The organism is Mesorhizobium sp. B2-3-2 (assembly GCF_006442295.1).
GTDB lineage: Bacteria > Pseudomonadota > Alphaproteobacteria > Rhizobiales > Rhizobiaceae > Mesorhizobium.
Map to the genome: position 1 here is coordinate 164,249 of NZ_VFWA01000011.1, position 20,579 is coordinate 184,827.

The 20,579-nt window shown below is 62.3% G+C and carries 12 protein-coding genes; 5 read left to right on the forward strand and 7 right to left on the reverse strand.

Annotated elements, in window-relative coordinates; genetic code table 11:
- Position 1: 1 nt before the first annotated feature.
- Both FJ964_RS22830 and FJ964_RS22835 read right to left on the reverse strand, forming a co-directional pair.
- Positions 2-895, reverse strand: coding sequence for an NAD(P)-dependent methylenetetrahydromethanopterin dehydrogenase (locus FJ964_RS22830; RefSeq protein ID WP_140552490.1), 894 nt, complete (start codon positions 893-895; stop codon positions 2-4).
- Between the two features lie 30 nt (positions 896-925).
- Positions 926-1,897, reverse strand: coding sequence for a beta-ribofuranosylaminobenzene 5'-phosphate synthase family protein (locus FJ964_RS22835; protein WP_140552491.1), 972 nt, complete (start codon positions 1,895-1,897; stop codon positions 926-928).
- A 157-nt stretch (positions 1,898-2,054) separates the two neighbouring features.
- Between FJ964_RS22835 and FJ964_RS22840 the strand changes: the two genes are divergently transcribed.
- The 5 genes from FJ964_RS22840 (at position 2,055) to FJ964_RS22860 (ending at position 6,972) form a co-directional block, all read left to right on the forward strand.
- On the forward strand, positions 2,055-2,435 hold the full coding sequence (locus FJ964_RS22840; RefSeq protein WP_140552492.1) for a 4a-hydroxytetrahydrobiopterin dehydratase: 381 nt from the start codon (positions 2,055-2,057) through the stop codon (positions 2,433-2,435).
- A gap of 118 nt (positions 2,436-2,553) precedes the next feature.
- Positions 2,554-3,642, forward strand: a complete 1,089-nt coding sequence (locus FJ964_RS22845) for a tungsten formylmethanofuran dehydrogenase (protein WP_140552493.1) — start codon at positions 2,554-2,556, stop codon at positions 3,640-3,642.
- Positions 3,636-5,267: a formylmethanofuran dehydrogenase subunit A gene (locus tag FJ964_RS22850; protein ID WP_140552494.1), complete on the forward strand. Its 1,632-nt coding sequence runs from the start codon at positions 3,636-3,638 to the stop codon at positions 5,265-5,267. Before FJ964_RS22845 ends, FJ964_RS22850 begins: the two co-directional genes overlap by 7 nt.
- Positions 5,255-6,163, forward strand: coding sequence for a formylmethanofuran--tetrahydromethanopterin N-formyltransferase (gene fhcD / locus FJ964_RS22855; protein ID WP_140552495.1), 909 nt, complete (start codon positions 5,255-5,257; stop codon positions 6,161-6,163). Before FJ964_RS22850 ends, fhcD begins: the two co-directional genes overlap by 13 nt.
- Positions 6,160-6,972, forward strand: a complete 813-nt coding sequence (locus tag FJ964_RS22860; protein WP_140552496.1) for a formylmethanofuran dehydrogenase subunit C — start codon at positions 6,160-6,162, stop codon at positions 6,970-6,972. Before fhcD ends, FJ964_RS22860 begins: the two co-directional genes overlap by 4 nt.
- 121 nt (positions 6,973-7,093) lie before the next feature.
- On the opposite strand, the gene FJ964_RS22865 is transcribed toward FJ964_RS22860, so the two are convergent.
- The 5 genes from FJ964_RS22865 to FJ964_RS22885 form a co-directional block, all read right to left on the reverse strand.
- Complete coding sequence (locus tag FJ964_RS22865; protein ID WP_140552497.1) at positions 7,094-7,840, reverse strand: GGDEF domain-containing protein; 747 nt, start codon at positions 7,838-7,840, stop codon at positions 7,094-7,096.
- 105 nt (positions 7,841-7,945) lie between these two features.
- The gene (locus tag FJ964_RS22870; protein WP_140552513.1) at positions 7,946-8,644 is read right to left on the reverse strand and encodes a thermonuclease family protein; all 699 of its coding nucleotides are present in this window, start codon (positions 8,642-8,644) and stop codon (positions 7,946-7,948) included.
- 31 nt (positions 8,645-8,675) lie between these two features.
- Positions 8,676-9,875 (reverse strand): ABC transporter substrate-binding protein, encoded by a 1,200-nt coding sequence (locus tag FJ964_RS22875; RefSeq protein ID WP_140552498.1) that lies wholly within the window; start codon positions 9,873-9,875, stop codon positions 8,676-8,678.
- Positions 9,876-10,170: 295 nt separating this feature from the next.
- Positions 10,171-10,539 carry a hypothetical protein gene (locus FJ964_RS22880; protein ID WP_140552499.1) on the reverse strand — a complete coding sequence of 123 codons (369 nt, stop codon included), beginning with the start codon at positions 10,537-10,539 and terminating at the stop codon, positions 10,171-10,173.
- A gap of 26 nt (positions 10,540-10,565) precedes the next feature.
- On the reverse strand, positions 10,566-20,555 hold the full coding sequence (locus FJ964_RS22885; protein ID WP_210243382.1) for an Ig-like domain-containing protein: 9,990 nt from the start codon (positions 20,553-20,555) through the stop codon (positions 10,566-10,568).
- Positions 20,556-20,579: the final 24 nt, after the last annotated feature.

Consider the following 20,579-nt stretch of genomic DNA (forward strand, 5'->3'; position numbering starts at 1 on the left):
GCTATTTGGCAATCTCGCGTGCAAGGGAAAACGCTTCCTGGAAATCGAGCGCGATCGTTTTTTCGGATTCGATCATTCTTTTGAAAAGGCCCGACTCGACCTTATATTTGACGTTGCCGATGGCAAGCGGGCCAATCCCGACGGCCTTTGACGCTTCTAGCGGGTCGCCATTGGCATTGACGGCCAATCCTTCGATGCCTGCGGGCGGAACCGCGTTGACGTCGGCGGCGATAAGCAAGCCGCTGCCTCTCAACTGGGCCTTTGAAACCACCTGGACGCCGGCCTTCGCACAAGCCAGTATGACCTCACTTGCCTCGACCAGATAGGCTTTCCGGGCATCGCTCGATCCGTCAGCCGCATCGACACCGATCTTGAATCGGCTTTTGATCTCGGCAGCGATCTGTTTCACCCTTTCGATGCCGTCATGGCCGACGAGTGTGACGCGGGCGCCCTCCCTTGCCGCGATGACGGCGGTGCAGAAGCCAACCACGCCGGTGGCGCCAAAAACAGCCACCCTCGTGTCCTTCAGCCCGCGCTCGAATTTCTTCTCCAACGCCTTTTCGACCTTGGCCACCATCGCCGCGGCCGTGGTAAACGAGCCGGCCGGGTCGGCAAATACCGAAACCTGGAAAGGCGGCACCATCGCCTTCTTCGCGGCATCGAACATGTCGAGCGCCAACGAAGCATCCTTCCCGGCGATAAAGATGCCGGTATCAACGCCGGCATCAGGCGGACGCGAAAAGATCGCGTCCTGAACCAGGCCTGTCACCTCACCAAGGCCAACATCGACATAGGGGACGACGCTGTCGAAGCCCGCGTCGAGCGCCATGTTCACGTCGAAGGGGCTCATGTGCTTCAACGGCGTCAGCATATGCAGGATATGTTTGCGGGCCATTTCTCGCCTTTCTGCTTGGAATCTGAAGCGTCAGCTGCCGACGAGACCGAGTCCGGTCGAACTGATCTTCGCGCCGGAGTTCCTGCCTTTGACGATCTTGATCTGAAGGCCGTCTTCAACGGTTGTCTTCTGAACCGCGTCGACGAATTTGAGCGCGGCGTCATGCGACGGCGCGAAGGCAAACCCTGTCGGTCCCCAGGAACTCTGGCCGATTCCGACGGCGCCCGCTTCATTGAGACGGTGAGCGACCATCTCGACCCGCTTTGAGGTGAACACGCCGCCCTGCGCCGGAGCGAAATGGCTGCCGATCAGCATCTGTATCGCGGCGACGGCAGCGCCGAATGCCGCAAGATCGCGCTCGACCAAGGCCGGCATGATACCCATCAGCACCCTCCGGCAGATCTCGCCGCTGCCCGCCGTCGGGAAGGGTGGCAGTGAACGGAACGCCGCGACCTCGGCCTCGCCATGCAGTCCATGCCCGGCATGGTCGAGGATGAGGATGACGCGCCATTCTTCGGGAAACGGCAGCCGCGCCACGACCGGAGGCGGTCCGCCACGCTCGTCCTTGCCCGCGTCGACAATCACGCCGCCGTCTTCGAAACTTGCGATGCCGATTCCAGATCGGCCGCCTCGTTCGAGCAGGGTCGCGTCGCCGGCGACATCGAGAGGCAGGTTGTGCAGCGTTCGCAGTGCCGAGGCGACGGCAAGGGCGATCTGCGTGCCGGACCCAAGGCCGGCGTGACTCGGGATCGACTGTTCGATCACCAAATGGTGCTGGCCGCGAATGCCGAGATGCCTGCGGAGCGTCGACAAGTGCTCACCGGCGCGAGCGCTCTCGGAACCTTCGACTAGGGTCTCGCCGGACCGCGACAGGGTGACAACGGTTTCGGGTTCACTCAACGGAAGCCCAACGCTGCCAAAGCGACGTCCGGCATCGCCATTGAGATCGAGGAAGCCAAGGTGAAGGCGAGCGGGCACTCGTACGGTAACAAAATTCGACATCTGCCCCCCGATGGGTGCATCATGGATGCATCATGGAAGTTTAGGTGCCCGCCACGATGATAACTGTTTTCGTCGAGGGAGCAAGCCAAAGAGAGTGCATTCATGTTTCTGCTTTGGCCTGTCGTGTTGACGGACCGAGCAATTCGGGGAGGTCGAGATGAGCGAAACGGTCAAGGAGAAGATCTATTCGGACGCCGAGATTGCCGACCGGCTTGAGAAGGAGCTGCCGAAATGGCGCTACGAAAACGGCTGGATCCGGCGCAAATACAAGACCCACAGCTGGAAGTCGACGCTGATGGTCATCAACACGGTTGGCCATCTCGCCGAGGCGGCGTGGCACCATCCCGATATCACCGCTTCCTATGCCTGGGTCGAGGTACGCCTTATGAACCACGCGGCGAAGGGTATCACCGACAAGGACTTCGAGTTGGCGAGAAAGATCGAGGACGTCGTCCAGTGGCAGCCGGCCAAGGAAGGCGGGGCGCTGGAGGGAACTCCGCCGACCGATCAACGCTTCGCTTACATCAAATATGATTAAGCGCGGTCGGAGTTTGTTGATAGCGTATGAAAACATTCGTTAATCTGCTGGTAAGCGGGGTTCACGGCCAATCCAGTTTCGTCTAGGATCGGGCCGGCACCAGAAAGTAGTGTAGCGAATGGCGGTTGCTTGGATAGGCAACCGGGAAGCGCTGGTCGAGCGCGCGGCTGCGCATGCCGCGTCGCTGTTATCGTCAAGCCGGTGCCCGGTTTTCAGCTTTGATACGGACATACACGGCACGAGGGCGGCGATCGCGCTGGCCGAGCGGCTCGGCGCGGCATACGATCACGCCGACGGCGCGGCACTTGCCCGAGAGACCATGCTTTTTACCGACAGGGGCGCGATGACCGTCGCCCCTGGGGAGACGCGCCGGCGTGCCGATATCGTGGTGATCGTGGGCGAATTCGCACAAACCCATCATGATCTTGTTGCCGAGCTCGCTGGCACGGTTCCCGATCTCTCGACCAGGAGCAAGCGCGAGTTCTTCCTGGTGGGATCGAACGGGGTGTCCGTGCCGCCGTTGAAAAACGGGCGCAAGGCAACGCTCCTTTCCTGTGGCCAGGCTAGCCTCGGAGCCACGCTGGCGGCGCTGAGGGCGCAGTACAAGGGGCGGCAAACATCGCGACCGGTGTCGAACTTCAACGATTTCGCCAAGGCTCTGGCGGCTGCGCATTTTCCCGTGTTCCTGTTTTCAGGCCACGCCACCGATGGGTTGGCGTTGGAGATGCTGCAGGGGCTGATCGCCGATCTCAATCGCAAATCACGTGCATCTGGCCTTCATCTGCCCGCGAGCGAAAACGGGTGGGGAAGCTTGCTCGCCTCGACCTGGATGACAGGGTTTCCATTGCGCACGGGCTTTGCGCGGGGCTTTCCGGAATTTGACCCCTGGCGTTACGATGTGGCGCGCATGATCGCCGCCGGCGAAGCCGACCTGCACCTGCGGATCTCCGCCACGGTTGCCCAACTCCCGAGAAACAGGGGACGCACGGCACTGATTGCGCTGGCCAAAACGGAAGAGCCGGTCGCAGGCGCCGCGGTCACCATCGCCATTGGCGAAGCTGGGATCGATCACGATGCGGTTGTTTATTCCAGCCGTACCGGCTCGCTGAAGTCGACTGATACCCGCGCTGCTTCGAAATTGCCCTCCGCCGCGACGATCATTCGCCTGGTCGCCAGTCGGGTTTTCGCCGAGGCATTGCCATGCTGACGAAAATCGCCAACGGCGACATCGTCGACCCCGTCAACAGCCGCCTCGGCAAGGGCGACCTATGGATCAAGGATGGCAAGATCGTCGCGGCACCGGCTGAGGGGTCGGCCGACCGGACCATCGAAGCCGCCGGCTGCATCGTGATGGCGGGCGCCATCGACATCCACTCCCACATTGGCGGCGGTAACGTGAATACCGCGCGGCTTCTCTTGCCCGAACAGCATGCCGCCCATCAGGCGCGACCGGCGACGACGCCGCTCTCCAATGCCGGCTGGTCGACCTTCCAGACCGGCTGTCTCTATGCCAAGATGGGCTTCACGACGGTCGTCGAACCGGCGATGTCCCCGGGATCTGCACTCCACACCCATCTCGAACTGGCCGACATCCCGATCATCGACAAGGCGACGCTGGCCATTCTCGGCAACGACGACTTCCTGCTGTCAATGATCCGTGACGCCGCCACTCCTCAAATGATCGAGGACTATGTCGCCTGGACGGTCGCCTCGACGCGAGCGCTCGGGGTCAAGGTGATCAACGCCGGTGCGGCGGCCGCCTTCAAGGAAAACGCACGCACCTTCGCGCTGGACGATGTGGTGCCTTCCTACGGCGTCAGCTCGCGCAAGATTGTCAAGACGCTGCAGGCCGCCGTCGACAGTCTTGGCCTGCCACATCCTTTGCATGTCCATTGCAACAATCTGGGCATCCCTGGATCTGCGGATACGGCGGCCGCGACGATTGCGGCGGCGGATGGGCAGCCACTGCACCTCGCCCACCTCCAGTTCTATGGCTATGGCACGGAAGGAAAGCGCAGATTTTCCTCCGCCGCCGCGCGCCTTGCCGAGCTTATCAACACGACTCCGGAAGTCACTATCGATATCGGTCAGGTGATGTTCGGTCAGACGGTCACGGTCTCCTCCGACGTCATGCGGCAGTTCTCGGCGCGGGGCAGCGCACATCCGAAAAAGTCCGTCATTCATGACGGGGATGGCAATGGCGGCGGCATCGTGCCCTACAGCTATGGCAAGGACTTCTATGGCACGATGCAGTGGGCGATCGGGCTCGAGCTTTTTCTCCTCATCGACGATCCCTGGCGTGTGTTCTTCACCACCGATCACCCCAACGGTGCACCCTTTACCGCTTATCCGGCTCTATTCGAGCTGCTGATGAGGCGGGAAGCGCGCACCGAAATGGCCGCTGGACTTTCACGATCCGCCTTAGCGCTCTCTACCCTGTCCGCAATCGACCGCGAATACACGTTCGAGGAAATCGCCATCATGACGCGTGCAGCGCCGGCCAGGCTGCTCGGGTTGACGGATCGAGGCCATCTCGGCGTCGGCGCGATAGCCGACATCGCTGTCTATCGCAGGAACGAAAGTATCGCGAAAATGCTCGGACAGGCAGCGTATGTTTTCAAGGATGGCGATCTCGTCGTGCAGGACGGGGAGATCATCCATTACCGCTGGGGCAAGGCCCTCAGGCTTAATCCACCTGTGGACAAGGCGATGGTGCGGCGTCTGGAGGACTATCACCAGCAGCGCTACGGCCTGTCCTTGGATTGGTTCAATTTCCCGGATTCCGCGATTGCGCGTGAACAGCCATTCGGCGAGGTGCCATGCCGAACGTGAGCGTAAATGGCGTAACGATCGACGATACTTTTGCCGAAGCCTTCGGGATGCGGGCAACCGCCATCATCATCACCGCGTCGAACCGGAAATGGGCACGGCAGGCGGCGATCACGATGACCGGCTTCGCCACCTCGGTAATCGGTTGCGGCTGCGAAGCGGCAATCGATGCCGACCTGCCGCCGTCAGCCACCCCGGATGGCCGGCCCGGCTGCCGCGTGATGATCTTCGCGATGGGAACAGATGAATTGCAGAAGCAACTGCTCAATCGCGTCGGACAGTGCGTTTTGACCTCGCCGGGCTCCGCCTGCTTTGCCGGACTGGAGGGCAGCGCCAAGCTCAAGCTCGGTTCGGCGCTACGTTATTTCGGCGACGGCTGGCAAATCTCCAAGAAGATCGGCGACAGGCATTTCTGGCGTATTCCCGTCATGGATGGTGAATTCCTCTGCGAGGCAACAACCGGACTGACCAAGGAAGCCGTCGGCGGCGGCAATTTCTTTGTCATGGCCGAAAGCAGCGCCAACGCTTTGGTCGCGGCCGAGGCCGCGGTCGCCGCGATCGGAATGGTGCCTGGTGCCATCGTGCCGTTCCCGGGCGGCATCGCCCGTTCGGGTTCCAAGATAGGTGGCAAATACAAGGGCATGATCGCCTCGGCCAACGAAGCCTACGCGCCGACACTGCGCGGCGTGGTTGCGAGTGAACTCGGGCCCGACATCAACGCCGTCCTGGAAATCGTCATTGATGGTGAGACGAATGATGCCGTTGCCGCGGCGATGAAGGCCGGCATCAAGGCCGTCATCCAGCTCGGCCCGAAGAAAGGCGCGGTTCGCATCGGCGCCGGCAATTACGGCGGCAAGCTCGGTAAGTTCATCTATTCGCTGAAGGATATGTTGCCATGAAGGCGCTGACCTTCACTCTTGTTGCCGAACCGCCTGAGCGCCTCGACCTGTCGCCGCTGACGCCGGAACGGCTTGCTGGGAGCGAAAGACGGGATATCGAAAAAATCCGAATCGGCATGTCGAAGCATGGATCGAAGGTGGGCGACATTTTTCGCCTCGCCGGCAGCGATCCGCTAAGCATCGTGTTCGAAGGTGGAAGCGCGCGCCTCGACCGGGTGGCGCAAGGCATGGGAGGTGGATCGGTCCGCGTGATCGGCAATACTGGCGCGCAGGCCGGGCGCGCCATGCGCAGCGGCAAGCTGACGATCGAAGGCAATGCGGGGCCGCACGCCGGCTCTGGCATGCGCGGCGGCAGGCTGGAGATAACAGGTAACGCCGGCGATCACCTTGGTGCGCCGCTCGTCGGCGAACTGGCCGGCATGAATGGCGGCGTGCTGATCGTGAGGGGCAGGGCGGGCGCCTTCGCCGCGGACCGCATGCGGCGCGGCCTGATCGCGGTGCTGAAAGGCTCGGGCGACCATGCAGGCAGCCGCATGATCGCGGGTACGCTGGTGGTAGCCGGTGGCATCGGTGAAATGCCCGGCTATCTGATGCGCCGCGGTTCGATCCTTCTTGATCGCGCGCCAGGACATCTGTCGCCGAGCTTCGTCGAGTGTGGCGCGCCCGAGAGCGTTTTTGCCACCATCATCGATCGTCATCTGATCGCCGAAGGCATTTTGAAACGGCCGCTGCTGGGGCGCGCGCCACATAAATATGGCGGTGACAACGCGGTGCTTGGAATGGGCGAGGTTCTTTTTCCGCGCAGATGAGGTTCCGGCAACGAAATCGATCAGGTGCTTGTGCCAGTTGAGCGGCCCTGCTCGCTAAGCTTTAGGAATGTGTCCAACGTCGATTTGCCGCCAGCTATTGGCTTCGTCACGTTACACCGGGCTACTGGAGACCTGTAGGGCGCGTTTCGGCAGGTGCGGGGGCGGATAATTGAGCTTCCGCCGAGCGAAACATGTCCTCGAATGCAAGCTCTGTTTCAAACACGGTGCTTCCGAGGCTAATCGTCAGAGCGTCCTCGGTCCCCTTGGGCGCGAAATAGACCTGCGCGACGCTTGCCCGAATGCGCTCGCCAATTTCCGCGGCCTCCGCTTCGGTCGTACCTGGAAGAAAGACCCCGAACATAGATGTTCCTATGCGACCTACCATATCCTCCTTGCGGACCGCAGACTGAATGGCCGATGCGACGAGCCGCAAGGCCTCATCGCCCCAATCTGGGCCGAAGCGAAGATTTATGGAGCGAAGATGTTCGGCATGAATCACCAGGAAGGCGCCCGAGCGCGGCCCTGGCGCTGACGGCCTCGCCGCGCGCCGCTCGACCATCGAGGTGAAAACCGGACCGTTCAGGCAGCCTGTCACCCTGTCATAGGTCTCGGCCCTGTTGAGCTCCCGCCGGTAGCCGCGGATCTGGGCCTGTTTCAAGCCGATCAATACGAAAAGCGGCAGACCGATGATCAGAGGCAGCAGCACGGCAGTGACCATGCTGCGCCCGAACGGGGTCAGGACATCGCTGAACAACAGCAGGTAATTGAGGCCTACGGAGAGTGCAAGGCTGCCAATGGTCCCCAGGAAGGCGAGCCACGCGACACCCTTCCATACCGGCTCGGTGGCGGTCGTTTCGGCTTGTGCCATTACCAATCTCCTGTCAGATCGGCGAGCATAGCGCCGGCATGCGCAATTTCAGTTGCGGCAAACCATACAATTTGATCGATGTGCGAAACGTGAATCGATTTTGGTCTATCGCGGCGGGCCGAAAATTCCCACCTCCGCGTCCTCGGCGACTGCTTGCGCCTTGCCATAGATGCCGGTGGGCAGCGCGATCGCCCAGCCGTTGGACACAAGCCAGGCGCCGACATCCTGCTTGCCAAGGCTACACGGCGCGGCAATGGCAAAACGCTCGACCTCCGGCGGCACGACACACTTCAGCGCGCGTCCACGCAGCCAGGAATTGAAGGCGGCGCGTGCGCGCTGGCCGCAAGACCAGGCGACATCGTGAAACGAGCAGGTGGCTTCCGGTTCTATGCTGGCCACACCACTGACGGCCACTTTGCGTCCCATGGATTCGAAAGTCGCCGATGACGTTGCTATTGGCCGGAAGAGCAGGGTTTCGCCCCAATCGCCTGGCATCGGCGCCTTAGGGGGCACGGCGAGGCCGAGATCGCCGAGCGGGGGCCGGGCTTCGATCCGCTCGATCTCGGACAGGTCAATTGGCGGCGGTGCGACAACATCCTCGGCAACCCCGCGCGCTTCTCGCCATCTTCCGACGAGAACAGTCGTCTCCGGCCGGGTTGCTTGCCCGGCATTCTCGACACGGGTCGCAAGGGCAGGCCGGTCGGTCGCAAGCAAGGCTCCGGCATGCATGATCAGGGCAATCCCGAACAGCAGCTCGAGGCCTCCGACCGCAATGACCAGGCGGACACGCCCTGGCACCTCCATCACGCCGGCGGCAGCGTTCGTTAGCGGGCGGTCAGAACCCCGAGGTCGATTTGGCAACCAGTTTGAGCGCACCCTTTTCTATCCGGTAGAATGGCATCGATCTTTGGCTGGATCCATCTGCGCGAAAGCGGAACAGGCCGGTCGATCCGCGAAATCCGCTCGGATTTTCGAGCACCTGTTTGCTGAAGCCGTCAGGTCCGACCGCGCTGGCAATCCCTGCCGTCAGCGCAACCATATCATAAGCGTAGGCTACGTTGACGTCGGCCGGATAATTGTATGTCGTCCTGAAGCGGTCGGCGATCGGCCCAGTTTCGCTCGGATCGAGCGTTGCGATATAGGCTCCCTCGAAGGACGGCTCCATGGGATGCTCCAGCCAACGGCTGGTTCCGACGACGGAGGTCGCTTTGCCCGCAATGCCCTTTGATTTGAGGGCGGCAAGTATAGACGAGGGGCTGGCATCCCCGCTGGCAATGATGACCGCGTCGGGAGTGTCCACGAGCGAGGCCATTTCGTCGACCGCCTTGGCGGCGCCGTCGCCGGCCGAATATGGAACGGTGACGGCGAGCGTCGCGCCATAGATGCTGAGACTGTTGGCGACCCGCTTCTCGACCGTGCTGGCGTTCGAACCACCCGCGACAAACAATACGAATTTTTTTCCGCCTTTCGCGGCGATGCCCGCGGCACCCGCCGCCGCACTGTCCGCTTCGCTAAGGCGCACCGCGTAAACGCCGGCGCCGCCCGCGAAATTGTCGGCAAGCGCCAATACGGGCGGCCGCTTCGATCCCGACAATGTGGCGATATGCTGGGCTGCCGGCAATTCGGTCGGGCCGATGACGACTTTCGTGCCGGTCGTCAGGGCCTGCAGCGCCAATTTGCCGGCCTGTGCGTTGTCGCCCTTGGTGTCCTCCACGGCCAGCGTAAGCAACCCATTGCCGATATCGGTCATCGCGAGCTTGGCGCCATCGAGCATCTTGCGGCCATTTTGCCCCGCCGTTCCCGGGGCGGACAATGGCAGCAGCATGGTAATTTTCGTCGAACCGGTACCCAGCGACTGGGTTGCCTGGGCCGGGCCGGCGCCCGCGACGCCATCCTGCCCGGTAGGCGCGGCAATCGTCGCCGGATCGAGCGCTTCGGTAACGCTGCCCTTAGACTGGCAGCCCGACAATACCGCGGCGAGCGCGAAGGTGACTGCCCAACTGCGCGGACGGTAAACCTGCCGGCCAGCTTCCATGATCGTCCCACCCTGTATGCCGCCGGGTTATCCTCCCGGTCTGGCCCTGTACCATGTTACGGCGAACTTGCCGCGCCGTCTTGTTCTTTGGCCCTCGAAAAGCCGAGATCAAAATGCATCGGCCGCGCCGAGCCGGAGGACGGAATTTGCTGATACGGAAGGCCGTTCCAGCCGGTTGGCGCGAGCCAGCGCGAGGTCTTGGCCAAGGCCGGCGAAGGCGGTCGTTGCGACGATCGCCTTCAGGATTGATCCGTCCGCTGCCATGGTGGCCAACAGGCGCAGGTTGCCTATCCGGTCAGTGCATGTACTCGACCATGCGATCGTGGAAACACTCGCATTTGTTGAGCGTGTCCTCGTCCTTGTAGTTCGTCTTAAGATAGCCGTAAGCCATGCCGCAGGCGACCTTGGCTTCGGAGGCCCAGACGAAAACCGGCCGGGACGAATTGATCCACTCCGAGCTGTTGGCGACGGCGACCGACTCGTCCATCAGCTTCACAACCTGATCCCTGAGATCGACGATATTGTCGTTCAGCACCAGGTTGGAAGTGCCGACGACACCGCAATAATCGCCCGTGGGTCCTTCGATGATGTCGGCGGCATTGAGGCCCGTCGACAAGATCGACAGCAGACCGGCCCCCAAAACCACCCGCAAGATTCTGTTCATGTTGCTCACCCCGTTCCTTTCGCCCCTTAGGCCACGTCCTGCTTGGTACCATGGCTGTCGTCATAGAGTATTTTGACTGCTTCGGCCGCACTGTGGAACGTATAGTTCTCCAGCACCGCAACCGTGTGATAGTTGTCGCCGCCGCCATTGGTGTCGACCTTGACCTCGGCGTTCGCCGCATTGGCCGAGGACTGCGCGATCTCCACGAAGCCGCCGGCTTCGAGATCGGTGACGCCGGCCAGGCCCTTCAGCAATGCCGTAAGATCGATCTGGTCGCCCTTGGCGCCGTCGTGGAAGTCGGCGATCAGATCGGTCACCTCGAGAGAGCCGATGGCGAAGGTCTTCGTGCCGTCGGAGGCGACGGTCGGCTGTGCGGGGGCACCGAGCGAGGTGTCGAGTTCGACCTCGACATAGTTGCCGGTGGTGCCGTCCGCCATCTGGAACGTGCCGTTGCCTGTCACGGTCTGCCCGTCGATTTCACCCACAGCCGGGCTGGCCGCCGTGCTGATAGAGACGATACCGTTATCCGCGAGGTGCGACAATTCCCCGGCATCGCTGGCGCCGTTGACATTGGCGTCCTTCCAGATCAGCAGGCTGTCGAAGGCTGCGTCGTTGTGATCGATGACGCCGTCATGATTGCCGTCGAGCGAGGCGAGTGCCGCCGCCCCGCTGGCGAACTTGCCGCCGCCGAAGCTCGGCGTGAACAGTTCCGTGCCGTCGTCGATCTTGCCGTCATGGTTGAGATCGACCGCCAGCATGCCGTCATTCGACGTGTTCCAGGCGACCTGGTCCTTGTGCCCGTCCGCGTTGATGTCGAACTGGACACCGTGGCTGACGTCCGAGAAGGCGAAGCCGTCATGGTTGAGGTCGAGGATGATGGGGTCGGTGGCGCTGTTGTAGGCGACGAAGTCAGAAACGGTAAGCGCCGCGACCTGGGCCTGAGTGAGTCCATTGATGGTCGCAACTTGGGTGCGGCTACTCGCTGTGCTCCAGTCGGTGTCGAACCAGATCTCCGCGCGATTGTCATTGGAATCGTAAACAACCACGTATGAGTTCGTCGCGCTGCCAGTAGCATTGTCTATGACATTCGAAGCTTGCGCAGTGGTGATCAGGATGACCTTATTATCGTCGCTATTGGCAATCCCCGCGATGGTCGTATGGGAGACGAGATCTCCAGCCGCAAATGTCGCGCCGGCCGCCGTTCCGGCTGTGCCAAAATTGACGGCGCCCGTACCTGTACCTTCGAGGAAGCCAATTTTATCAGCACCGGCCACGAAACTATTGACGGTGTCGGTTCCTGTATTCGTAGCAAACCTGAATTGGTCATTTCCTGCCCCGCCACTCAGTGTGTCGTTGCCGCCTCCACCATTGATGATGTCATTGGCCGAACCGCCGGTAATGGTGTCCGCGCTCGATGAGCCGATGATTTTGAAGGCCTCCGTCTGGCTGGACAGGTCGAGTGTGCTTGCCGCAGTCAGCGTGATGTTCTCGATACCCGTGATCTGGCCGTCGTTGTTGTCGTTGAAACTGGCGCCGATCTGCAGCGTGTCCGTACCGCTGCCACCCGCAAGCAGCGTGTCGTTCTGAGCGCCGATAATGGTGTCATTACCCGCGCCGCCTGTAATCGAGTCGGCGCCGGATGAACCCGTTATGACGAAGCCTTCCGTCTGGCTGGACAGATTGAGGACGGCCGCCGCCGTTAGCGTCACATTCTCTACGTTGGCGATTTGCGCGTCGCTTACGGAGGTGAAGTTGCCGTTTACCTGGAGCGTGTCCGTACCGCTGCCACCGTCGATGACATAGTCGTTCTGGTCGGCAATGATGGTGTCGTTGCCTCCGCCGGCGAGGATAATGTCAACGCCGCCAGCGCCATTGAAAGTGTTAGCGCTATCGTTTCCGACAAGGATCTCGTTCGCGAGAGTGCCCGTAACGTTGCCGCCTCCGTTGATATTAGAGACTTGCACGCTGGCGGTATCCGACGAAACACCATTCGTCGCTGTGTAGTCAAAAGTACCACCATCTGCATTGTTTCCGTCATCGATGCTTATTGTGTTCGACGGATTACCCACCGTGAGGCTGCTTGCATTTGAAACTCCCGAGATGTCGGTGGCGCCCGAGTCGTTAAACAGCAAGGCCCATTCCGGGACTGTGAACGTAGCGCCGTCGAAATTGGTTCGAACGATGTCGTTACCTGCAGTGACCTCGCCAACGTCGGTCACATTCACCGTGATCTGATGCGTGTCATTGCCGCCATGGCCGTCCGAGACTTGGACGTCGACGACATAGGAATTGTTGGCGCCGTTGTCTGTCGGCGCCTCGAAGTTGGGTGCCGAGAGGAAGGTGAGCAGGCCGGTCGATGCATTGATCGAGAACTTGGCGAAGTCCGTGCCCGCGGTGTTGAGGAGCGAATAGGTCAGCGTGTCGCCATTGGCGTCGGTAGCATTGATGTCGGTCACCGCAGTCGTGTTTTCCGGTACGCTGACGGTGAAATCACTGCCACCGTTGGGTGCGGTGATGACAGGTGCGGCGTTCGGGATATCCAGAACCGTTATCTGCAGATCCGCTCCGGCCGTGTCGCCGTCGCCATCCACCAGGACATAGTGGAATGTCTCGATCTTGTCGGCATTGACGTTCACCGGTGCGGTGTAATCGTAGTCGCCCGCATGATGGATACCCCCGTCGGCGAAATAGAATGTCAGCTTCCCACCGGCGCTCGTGGTCACCTCGATCGACTTGCCGTCGTTTGCAAGCAGATGCGCGCCGGGTAATGCGCCGGAAAGGCTGATGGCGTTCGTTCCATTGAACGTATAGGTGGTACCGTCGATCGCAATCGACTGGATGTGGCCGCCGTCGGCGCCAAACGCATCGGCGCCAAGGCCATGATCGGCAAGAATGCTGCCCGAGGCGGACGACGGCAGCGCACCCGCCAGCGTCGATGAGAGCTCGGTCGGATCCGTCACCGCTTCGGCAATATCGCCTGGGCGCGAGGCGATCTGCGCCAGGAAATTTGTATTGGCGATATCGCTGAAGCCAAGCGCGAAGACTTGGTTCACATGGCTGGTGGCCAGGAAATTACTCCAACTGGTCTGCTCGTTCGCGTCCAGGCTCGCTCCCGATTGCGGGTCGCCGTCGCTCAGGAAGTAGATGTTGGTGGCGTCGGCCGTGGGATGCGGCAAATTCGCGTAGCGATCGGCATTATTGCTTCTGCCGTCGATCAGGTTGGCGGCGGAGTCATATTGCGTGCCAGCCGAGAGACTATTCGAATTGAACCCGTTTACGGTGTTGATGGCACTCTGGATGTAGTTGCCTTCGCCGATCGTGTACTGGCCGACGAGCTCGGCTCCTACTCCGAAAGAATAGATCGTGATCTGGTTGAAGATCACTGTCGAACTGCTCAGGAAATTCTGAACGGCCGCCTGCATGAGTGCAAGCCTGGTAGTGAAGCCGCCCGCGCCATCCGGATCGCTGTTCATGCTGAGCGAAAGATCGAGCACGAGGATCGCATTGAGCGTCGGCTTGCTGCCTTCGTCTACTTGCACGGTGTCCGCCTTCGCCACCGGCATATCGTCGTCGATCTTGATGCCGATCGCGCCGTTGGCGTGATCGCCGTTGGAGTCGGTGATGGTGTACCCAAGCGAAAGATTGATGTCGTTCTCGCCGCCGCCTTGCGGATGATCGACCTCCTGCAGCAGCGTGAAGTTATAGGTCGCCGCTGTCTCGTTGACCTCGATCTTGAAGGCGGCGTGGCTGGCCGCGTTGGCTGCGCTCGAGGTGTCGGTCGTGCCGTACAAGGTGTGTGCGGTCGGATCATAGTAATAGTGGAGCGCGACGCCGTCATGCTTCACCGCAAAGGCGCCGTCCATGACAGCGTCGCCATTGGTGACGTTGAAGCTGAGCGCGCCATGGCCGTCCGGTCCATAGCTGCCGAGCGATATGTTCTCGGGGTTCGAAGTCGTATCGTCGCCCGTGCTATTGGTGTTGTGGACGCCCGCGGCAAGATCGTCTTCGTCGACCAGGATGCTCGACGAGGTGGCGGTCGGCTGACCGGTGCTGTCGAGACCGACGGTCAACGTCGCGGTCGTGGTGTCGCCGTCGCCGTCCTTCAGCGTGTAGGTGAACACGTCGCTGCCGGCCAGGCCGGAGACACGGGTATAGACGTAACTGCCGTCCTCCTGCAGAGCCAGCGTGCCGAACTGGCCGCTGACGACGAAGCCGCCGCCAGCCACATCGGTGTCCGTTCCGCCAGCGCCCGTGACGCCGCTGATCCTGACGCCGTCGGCGCCCAGGGTGTCGGTACCGGTGCCGTGCAGACCTTCGTTGGTGCCGGTGCCATCGATGACATTGCCCGAGGTCGAGCTGCCTATGACGCCGGTGCCGAAGGAATCGGTGTCATTGTGGGCAACAGGAACATCGTCGTCGATGGCGACGGTGAAGCTTGTGGTTCCGGTGCTGTTGTCGGCGTCGGTCACCGTGGCGGTGACGGTGAAGCCGAGATTGTCCTCGAAGGCGGTTTCCACCGCGGCGGTGGCGGCGTCGTCATGGACCGGATGCGAGACCGGCTGGTTTAGGGCCACGGTGTAGTCCGCGCCGGTCGCGGTGATGTTGCTCAGCGTGATGGTGAATACCACGTCCGCGATGCTGCTGCCGTAGCCGGTCAGCGTGTGGCTGGCGGCGTCCCAGCTGGTCGAGACCGCTGTCCCGTCGAGCTTGATCAATCCGGTGCTGGCGACCGACAGCGCCACCGAGCTCAAGGCATCGGCGCCCAGCGTGTAGGAGATGTGGCCGCCCGTCACCGGCGCATCGTCGCCTGGACCTCCCGCGTTGCCGCCGGCCGCGACGATGTCGTCCTCGTCGACGACGAGGTTCTGCGAGGCCGCCACATTGGTGATGCCGGTGTCGGAGACCCCGAACGTCACCTGCCTGGTGACCGTGTCGCCGTCCTTGTCGCTGACCGTGTAGCTGAAGGTCTCGGTCACCGTGCTGGCGCTGGTGACGTTGGCCGGCGCGGTGTAGATCAGATGGCCGGCGCCGTCGATCGACAGCATTCCGCCGGTCGTGCCCTGGTTGGTGAAGGCCAGGCCTTGCAGCGTTCCCTGCAGCCCGTCGGCGCCCGCGCCGATGCCCAGCAGTGTCACCGCATCGCCCATGTCGTGCGCGCCGCTGCCCTCGGCGAAGGCCGCTCCCGTATAGTTCGAAGCCACCGGCAGGTCGTCGTCGATGACGACGGTGAAGGAGGTGGTTCCGGTCGAGCCGTCGGTGTCGGTCACCGTGGCGGTAACGGTGAACGGCGTGGTGTCATCCTCGGTGCCGCTGACCGTGTGCTGGACCGGCTGCAGCAGCGTCATGGTGTAGTCGGCGCCGGTGTTGTTGGCGTTGGTCACCGCGATGGTGAACACCTGGTTGGCCGCGACATTGGGGTCCGTGCCGTGGACGTAGCCGATCAGCTGGCCACCGCTCCAGGTCGTGTCGACGTCGGCGCCCGACAGTGTCTTCAGGCCGGTCGCATTGCCGGCCGTCGAAAGGGCCACCGAGCCCAAGGCATCGGCGCCCAGCGTGTAGGCGATGTGGCCCGACAGGACCGGCGTGGCATCGCCCGCCGCAGCGTCATGATTGCCGGTGGCAAGGTCGTCCTCGTCGGCGATCAGGTTCGCCGACGTCGACAGCGCCGTCACGCCGGTATCGGTCAGGGTTACCTTGAACGTCGTCGTCGTGGTGTCGCCGTCGCCGTCCTTGATGGTGTAGGTGAAGGTCTCGTCGACCGTCGTGCCGTTGGCCACGCTCAGCGTCGTGTTGGTGTAGACCAGGTTGCCGAGGCCATCCACCGTCACCGTGCCGCCATGGTCGCCGGTTCCGATCACCAGCGACCCCGATGCCGCCGGGCCGTCCGCGCCGTAGTGGTCGTTGCCCAGGATGCCCGAGACCGTGCCGATCGTCAGGCCGGTCACATTCTCCGCATGGATGGCAAGCACGCCGTCATTGGCAGCGACAGGCACTGCATCCGCGACATTGACAGTGAAGCTCTGAGTGACCGAATCGCCGTCGCCGTCGATGGCCTTGACGGTGAAGCCGAGCGGCAGCGAGGCGTCGCTGCCGCCGGTGTGGTCGAGCGGCTGGAAGAGGCTAAAGGCAAATGCCGGGTTGAAGATTCCGTTCAGGGTCACGATGAAGACAGGATTAGCGTCAGTCTCGCCATGCTTGTAGGCGACAAGCTCCTGGTCGACGCCGTTGGCAGCCATGCGTTGCGAATAATCCAAGTCGACGCCACCCGAAGTGAGCCCGAGGGGCACGATGAGGTTGTTGCCGGCATCGCGGCCGAATTCGAGATGGCTGGCTCCGCGGTCGTCGGCGTTCCAGTCGATGTTCAGATTGCCGAATGCCGATTGCACCGAAGGCAGCGGGCTCTCCGAGACGCTACCGGTTTCGGCAGCGCTGGTCACGACCGGGATGTCGTCGGTGACATGCACCGTGAGGAATGACGAGGTGCTGTCGCCGTCCGAATCCGTCGCAGTAAAGCCGAAGGACAGCGCCTTGTCGGCGCCGAAGGCCGGTGCGGTATGGTCGATATTGTCGCGCAGGTCGAACGAATAGTTGCCATTGGTCTGGTCGTTGATCGACACGGTGAAGACGGTGCGGATGACCGAGTTGTGCGTGGCGGTTGCCGTCAGCACCGTGTTTTCGCTCGACAGCGTGTAGGTGATGGCATCGCCGTCGGACGTCAGGCCGGCCTGGACACCCGTCAGCAACGGGCTGAAGGCGACTGAGCGGTCATGCGTGCCGGTATCGGGATTGGCGTTGTCGGCTCCCCAGGAGATGCCCAGCGAGCCGGTCGCGGAGGCGGGGGTGAATGTATTTGAGAAGCTCGCCGCGGTGCTTTCCGCAACGGTGGCCCCCGGCGCTACGATCGTCGGCGTGTCGTCGTTGACATTGATGGTGAACGAACCTGTCGCGGTGTCGCCGTCGAAATCCGTCGCCTGGTAGCCGATGGTGAACTGGAGATTGTCTTCGGTGCCCGCGGCCGGATGGTCGACCACATGCAACTGCGTCACCGTGTAGGAGCCCGTTGCCGCATTGATCAGATCGATCTCCAGCACGTCGACGCCGTGCTGCTGGATGAACACGCTGGTCGCCGATACCGTGCCCAGCGTGAACTCACCCGCCGCCGGCAAGGTGATGCTGGCGGGCAGGAACGCCGTGATGCCGGCGCCGTCCGCGCCGAAATTGACGTTGAGGTTGGCAACGACCGCGATCGGGCCGCTGGTCGCCGGATCGAAATCGGCCGGCCCGCCAAGGTTGCCGCCGGCAAAACCATCCTCGTCGAGCTGGACCGCGGAGGTTCCGACGACCGGAACATCGTTCTCGACCACGACCTGGATGGCGTGATTGCCAAGCGGGGCGACATCGCCATCGAAATCCCGTGCGCTGAAGGCGTCGGTCAGGTCGAGCGTCAACGTCTTGTCGTCGCCAGCCCCCGACGCACCGAAAATATTATGGTCGAGATGGTCCTTGAGATCGAACTTGAAACTGCCGCCGCCATTGTCGGTGAGCGTAAAGACCACGCGGTCGACGCCGGCCGTGTAAACGGAATCGTGGGTGCCGCCGTCGACATATCCGACGACGCTGCCGGCAGGGCCTGCCCCAAGCCGTACATTCTCGCCATGCGACGTGACGACCTCGCCGTTCACGGTAAACACGTTGCCCGTCGGGGAGGCGTTCAGGACGAAGACCGCCGGACCGTCGGCGCCTGGCTTGACCAGCAGCTGCAGCTGCGCGCTGGTGAAGGTCGCCTCGTCGGAGTGGGTGGACATCGTGTCCATCGGCCCGTTGGTGATGCCGGTCGACAAGTCGCCGTCACCGACGGCCATGTTAAGGTTGTCCTCTCGGACCATGATCGAAGCCGTCGCCGTCGTCGCGAGCGGCGTGTCGTTCTGCACCACGACATTCAACGTGCCGGTGAGGTTGACGCTGTCGCCATCGAAGTCGGTCGCCTTGAACAGCGAGCCGATGTCGATTGCCAGCGTCCCGTCCTCGCCGGAACCCGGCGCGTGGTCGACCTGATCGAGCAGCGTGAAGGTGAACGTGCCGTCATCGTTGTCTTTGATCGTGAACACCGTGCGGCCATCGTCCGACACGCCCGAGACGGCATCGACGCCCACCTCGAAATGAACCGCCGAGCCTCCGGACGACACGCCCGCCGATGTCTTGTTCGTGGCAACGTTGAAGGAGAAAGTCGCGTTATCGTCGGCGCCGATCGACACCAGGGATGCGAATGCCGATGCCCAGAACGTGATCGAACTCGGCTGGCTGCCACCGTCGGGATTACCAGTGGACAGCCCCGTCGTCAGCGTGTCTTCATAAACGGTCGGAAGAGTGGCGCTGCCGTTCAGCGCCACCGGAATGTCGTCCTCGATGCCGATGGTGAAGACGCCGCCGCTGGTGGTCGTGGTCGACGTATAGAGGAAATCGTCGGCACGGATCTTGTCGCCGCTATCGAGATCGAAGCGGATCACCAGATGGTCGAACGTGCCCGTCGGGTCGATCGTGACCACGGAGCCGTTGGCGGGCATGACCATCGTTCCAGTCTGGAAACCGGCGCCGCCGGAAATCGGCACGCCGGCGCCATTGTAGGCTTCCCAGGAAATTGTGCCCGAACCGTTGCCGTTGATGGTGAAGCTCACCGCGTCGGTGCCGGGCCGCGAGAAGATGAAGCCCTCATTGTCATGGATATGGTTGTCAGCGATGCCGACGCCCTGGCCCGAAACGTTGAAGGAATCGCCGCCGGCGCCATTGTTGAAATCGTGAGCCAAGGTTCCATTGAACGTCAGTCCATCGAACGTAACCCCGCCCACGGTGTAGGTGTCGTAGTGGCCCGGATGCAGGCTCAGGCCTGTTGTGGCTGTGGTGGTCGTCGTCTCGCCGGTGATCGCAATCGTGTCGCCGTCGGCGTCGGTGAACTGGAGCGCATGTGTGAAGTCGAGCACCAGCTTCTGGTTGTCATCGTTGGCGGGGGAGTTCGGCAGATGGTCGATCTGGTCCAGCAAGGTGAAGGTGTAGGTGCCGTTCGGCTGGACATCGAGGGTGAAGACTTTGCGGTCGCCCGCATCGAGGCCGGGTGTTCCACTCTCGACATAGCCGGTCAGCACCGTGCCGTCGACGTGGTAGACGATTGCCTCGCCCTTGGATGTGGCGGCCGGCAAGCCAGTGGGGTTCTGGATGAGAGAGAAGGAACCGGGTTCGTCCGCCCCGGCGGAGACCAGCGAGCTCAGCGAACCGGTCGCGACCGTGCCGAGGCCATCTCCATCGGGATTGCCGACGGAATGACCATTCGAGTTGGCCAGCAAAAGCGCGTCCTCGCCGACATTGCCGGCGACGGTGGCGCTGGTCTGCACCGGAATGTCGTCGAGGACCTGGATCAGGAAGGTCCCGGCGCCAAGGGAGATGGAGTCGCCGTCACCGTCGGTCGCGACGATGTACGAGGAAAGATCGATCGGGCTCGTCAGCTGGTTTTCACCATTGTCTCCGGCCTGGCTGTCCAGCGCCGGATGATCGATCTGATCCTTGAGCGTGAAGACGTAGGAGCCGTCGGCTTTCACAGTCAGCTGGAAGACCTCGCGATCACCGTCCGAGAATCCGGCGCCGTTTCCTGCTTCGGCATAACCATGCAAGGTGTTCCCATCGGATACGATGAGCACATGCGCGCCCTGCGATGTAAGGCCGGAATCCACCGGCACGGCCGTCGAGGCAAGATGAAACGCCTGGGCGCCCGGGCCATCGGCGCCGAAGTCGACGAGCGCGATCAGCGCGCCGGCAGCGCCCGTGACGGTCGCGGAAAGGCCGATCGCTCCCGTCTCACCCGGCCTGCCGGCATCTGGGTTGTGCCCGGCAAGCCCATCTTCGTCGACATTCGCCGTGATCGAGGCGGTTCCTACGGCCTTCGGCCCGTCGTCCTCGAAGACGACGGTCTGAGAGATGTCGGCGCTCTGTGTGACGTGGTCGCCGTCGCCATCGGTCGCCGTCACGGTGACCGAGACCGAGCCGGCGCC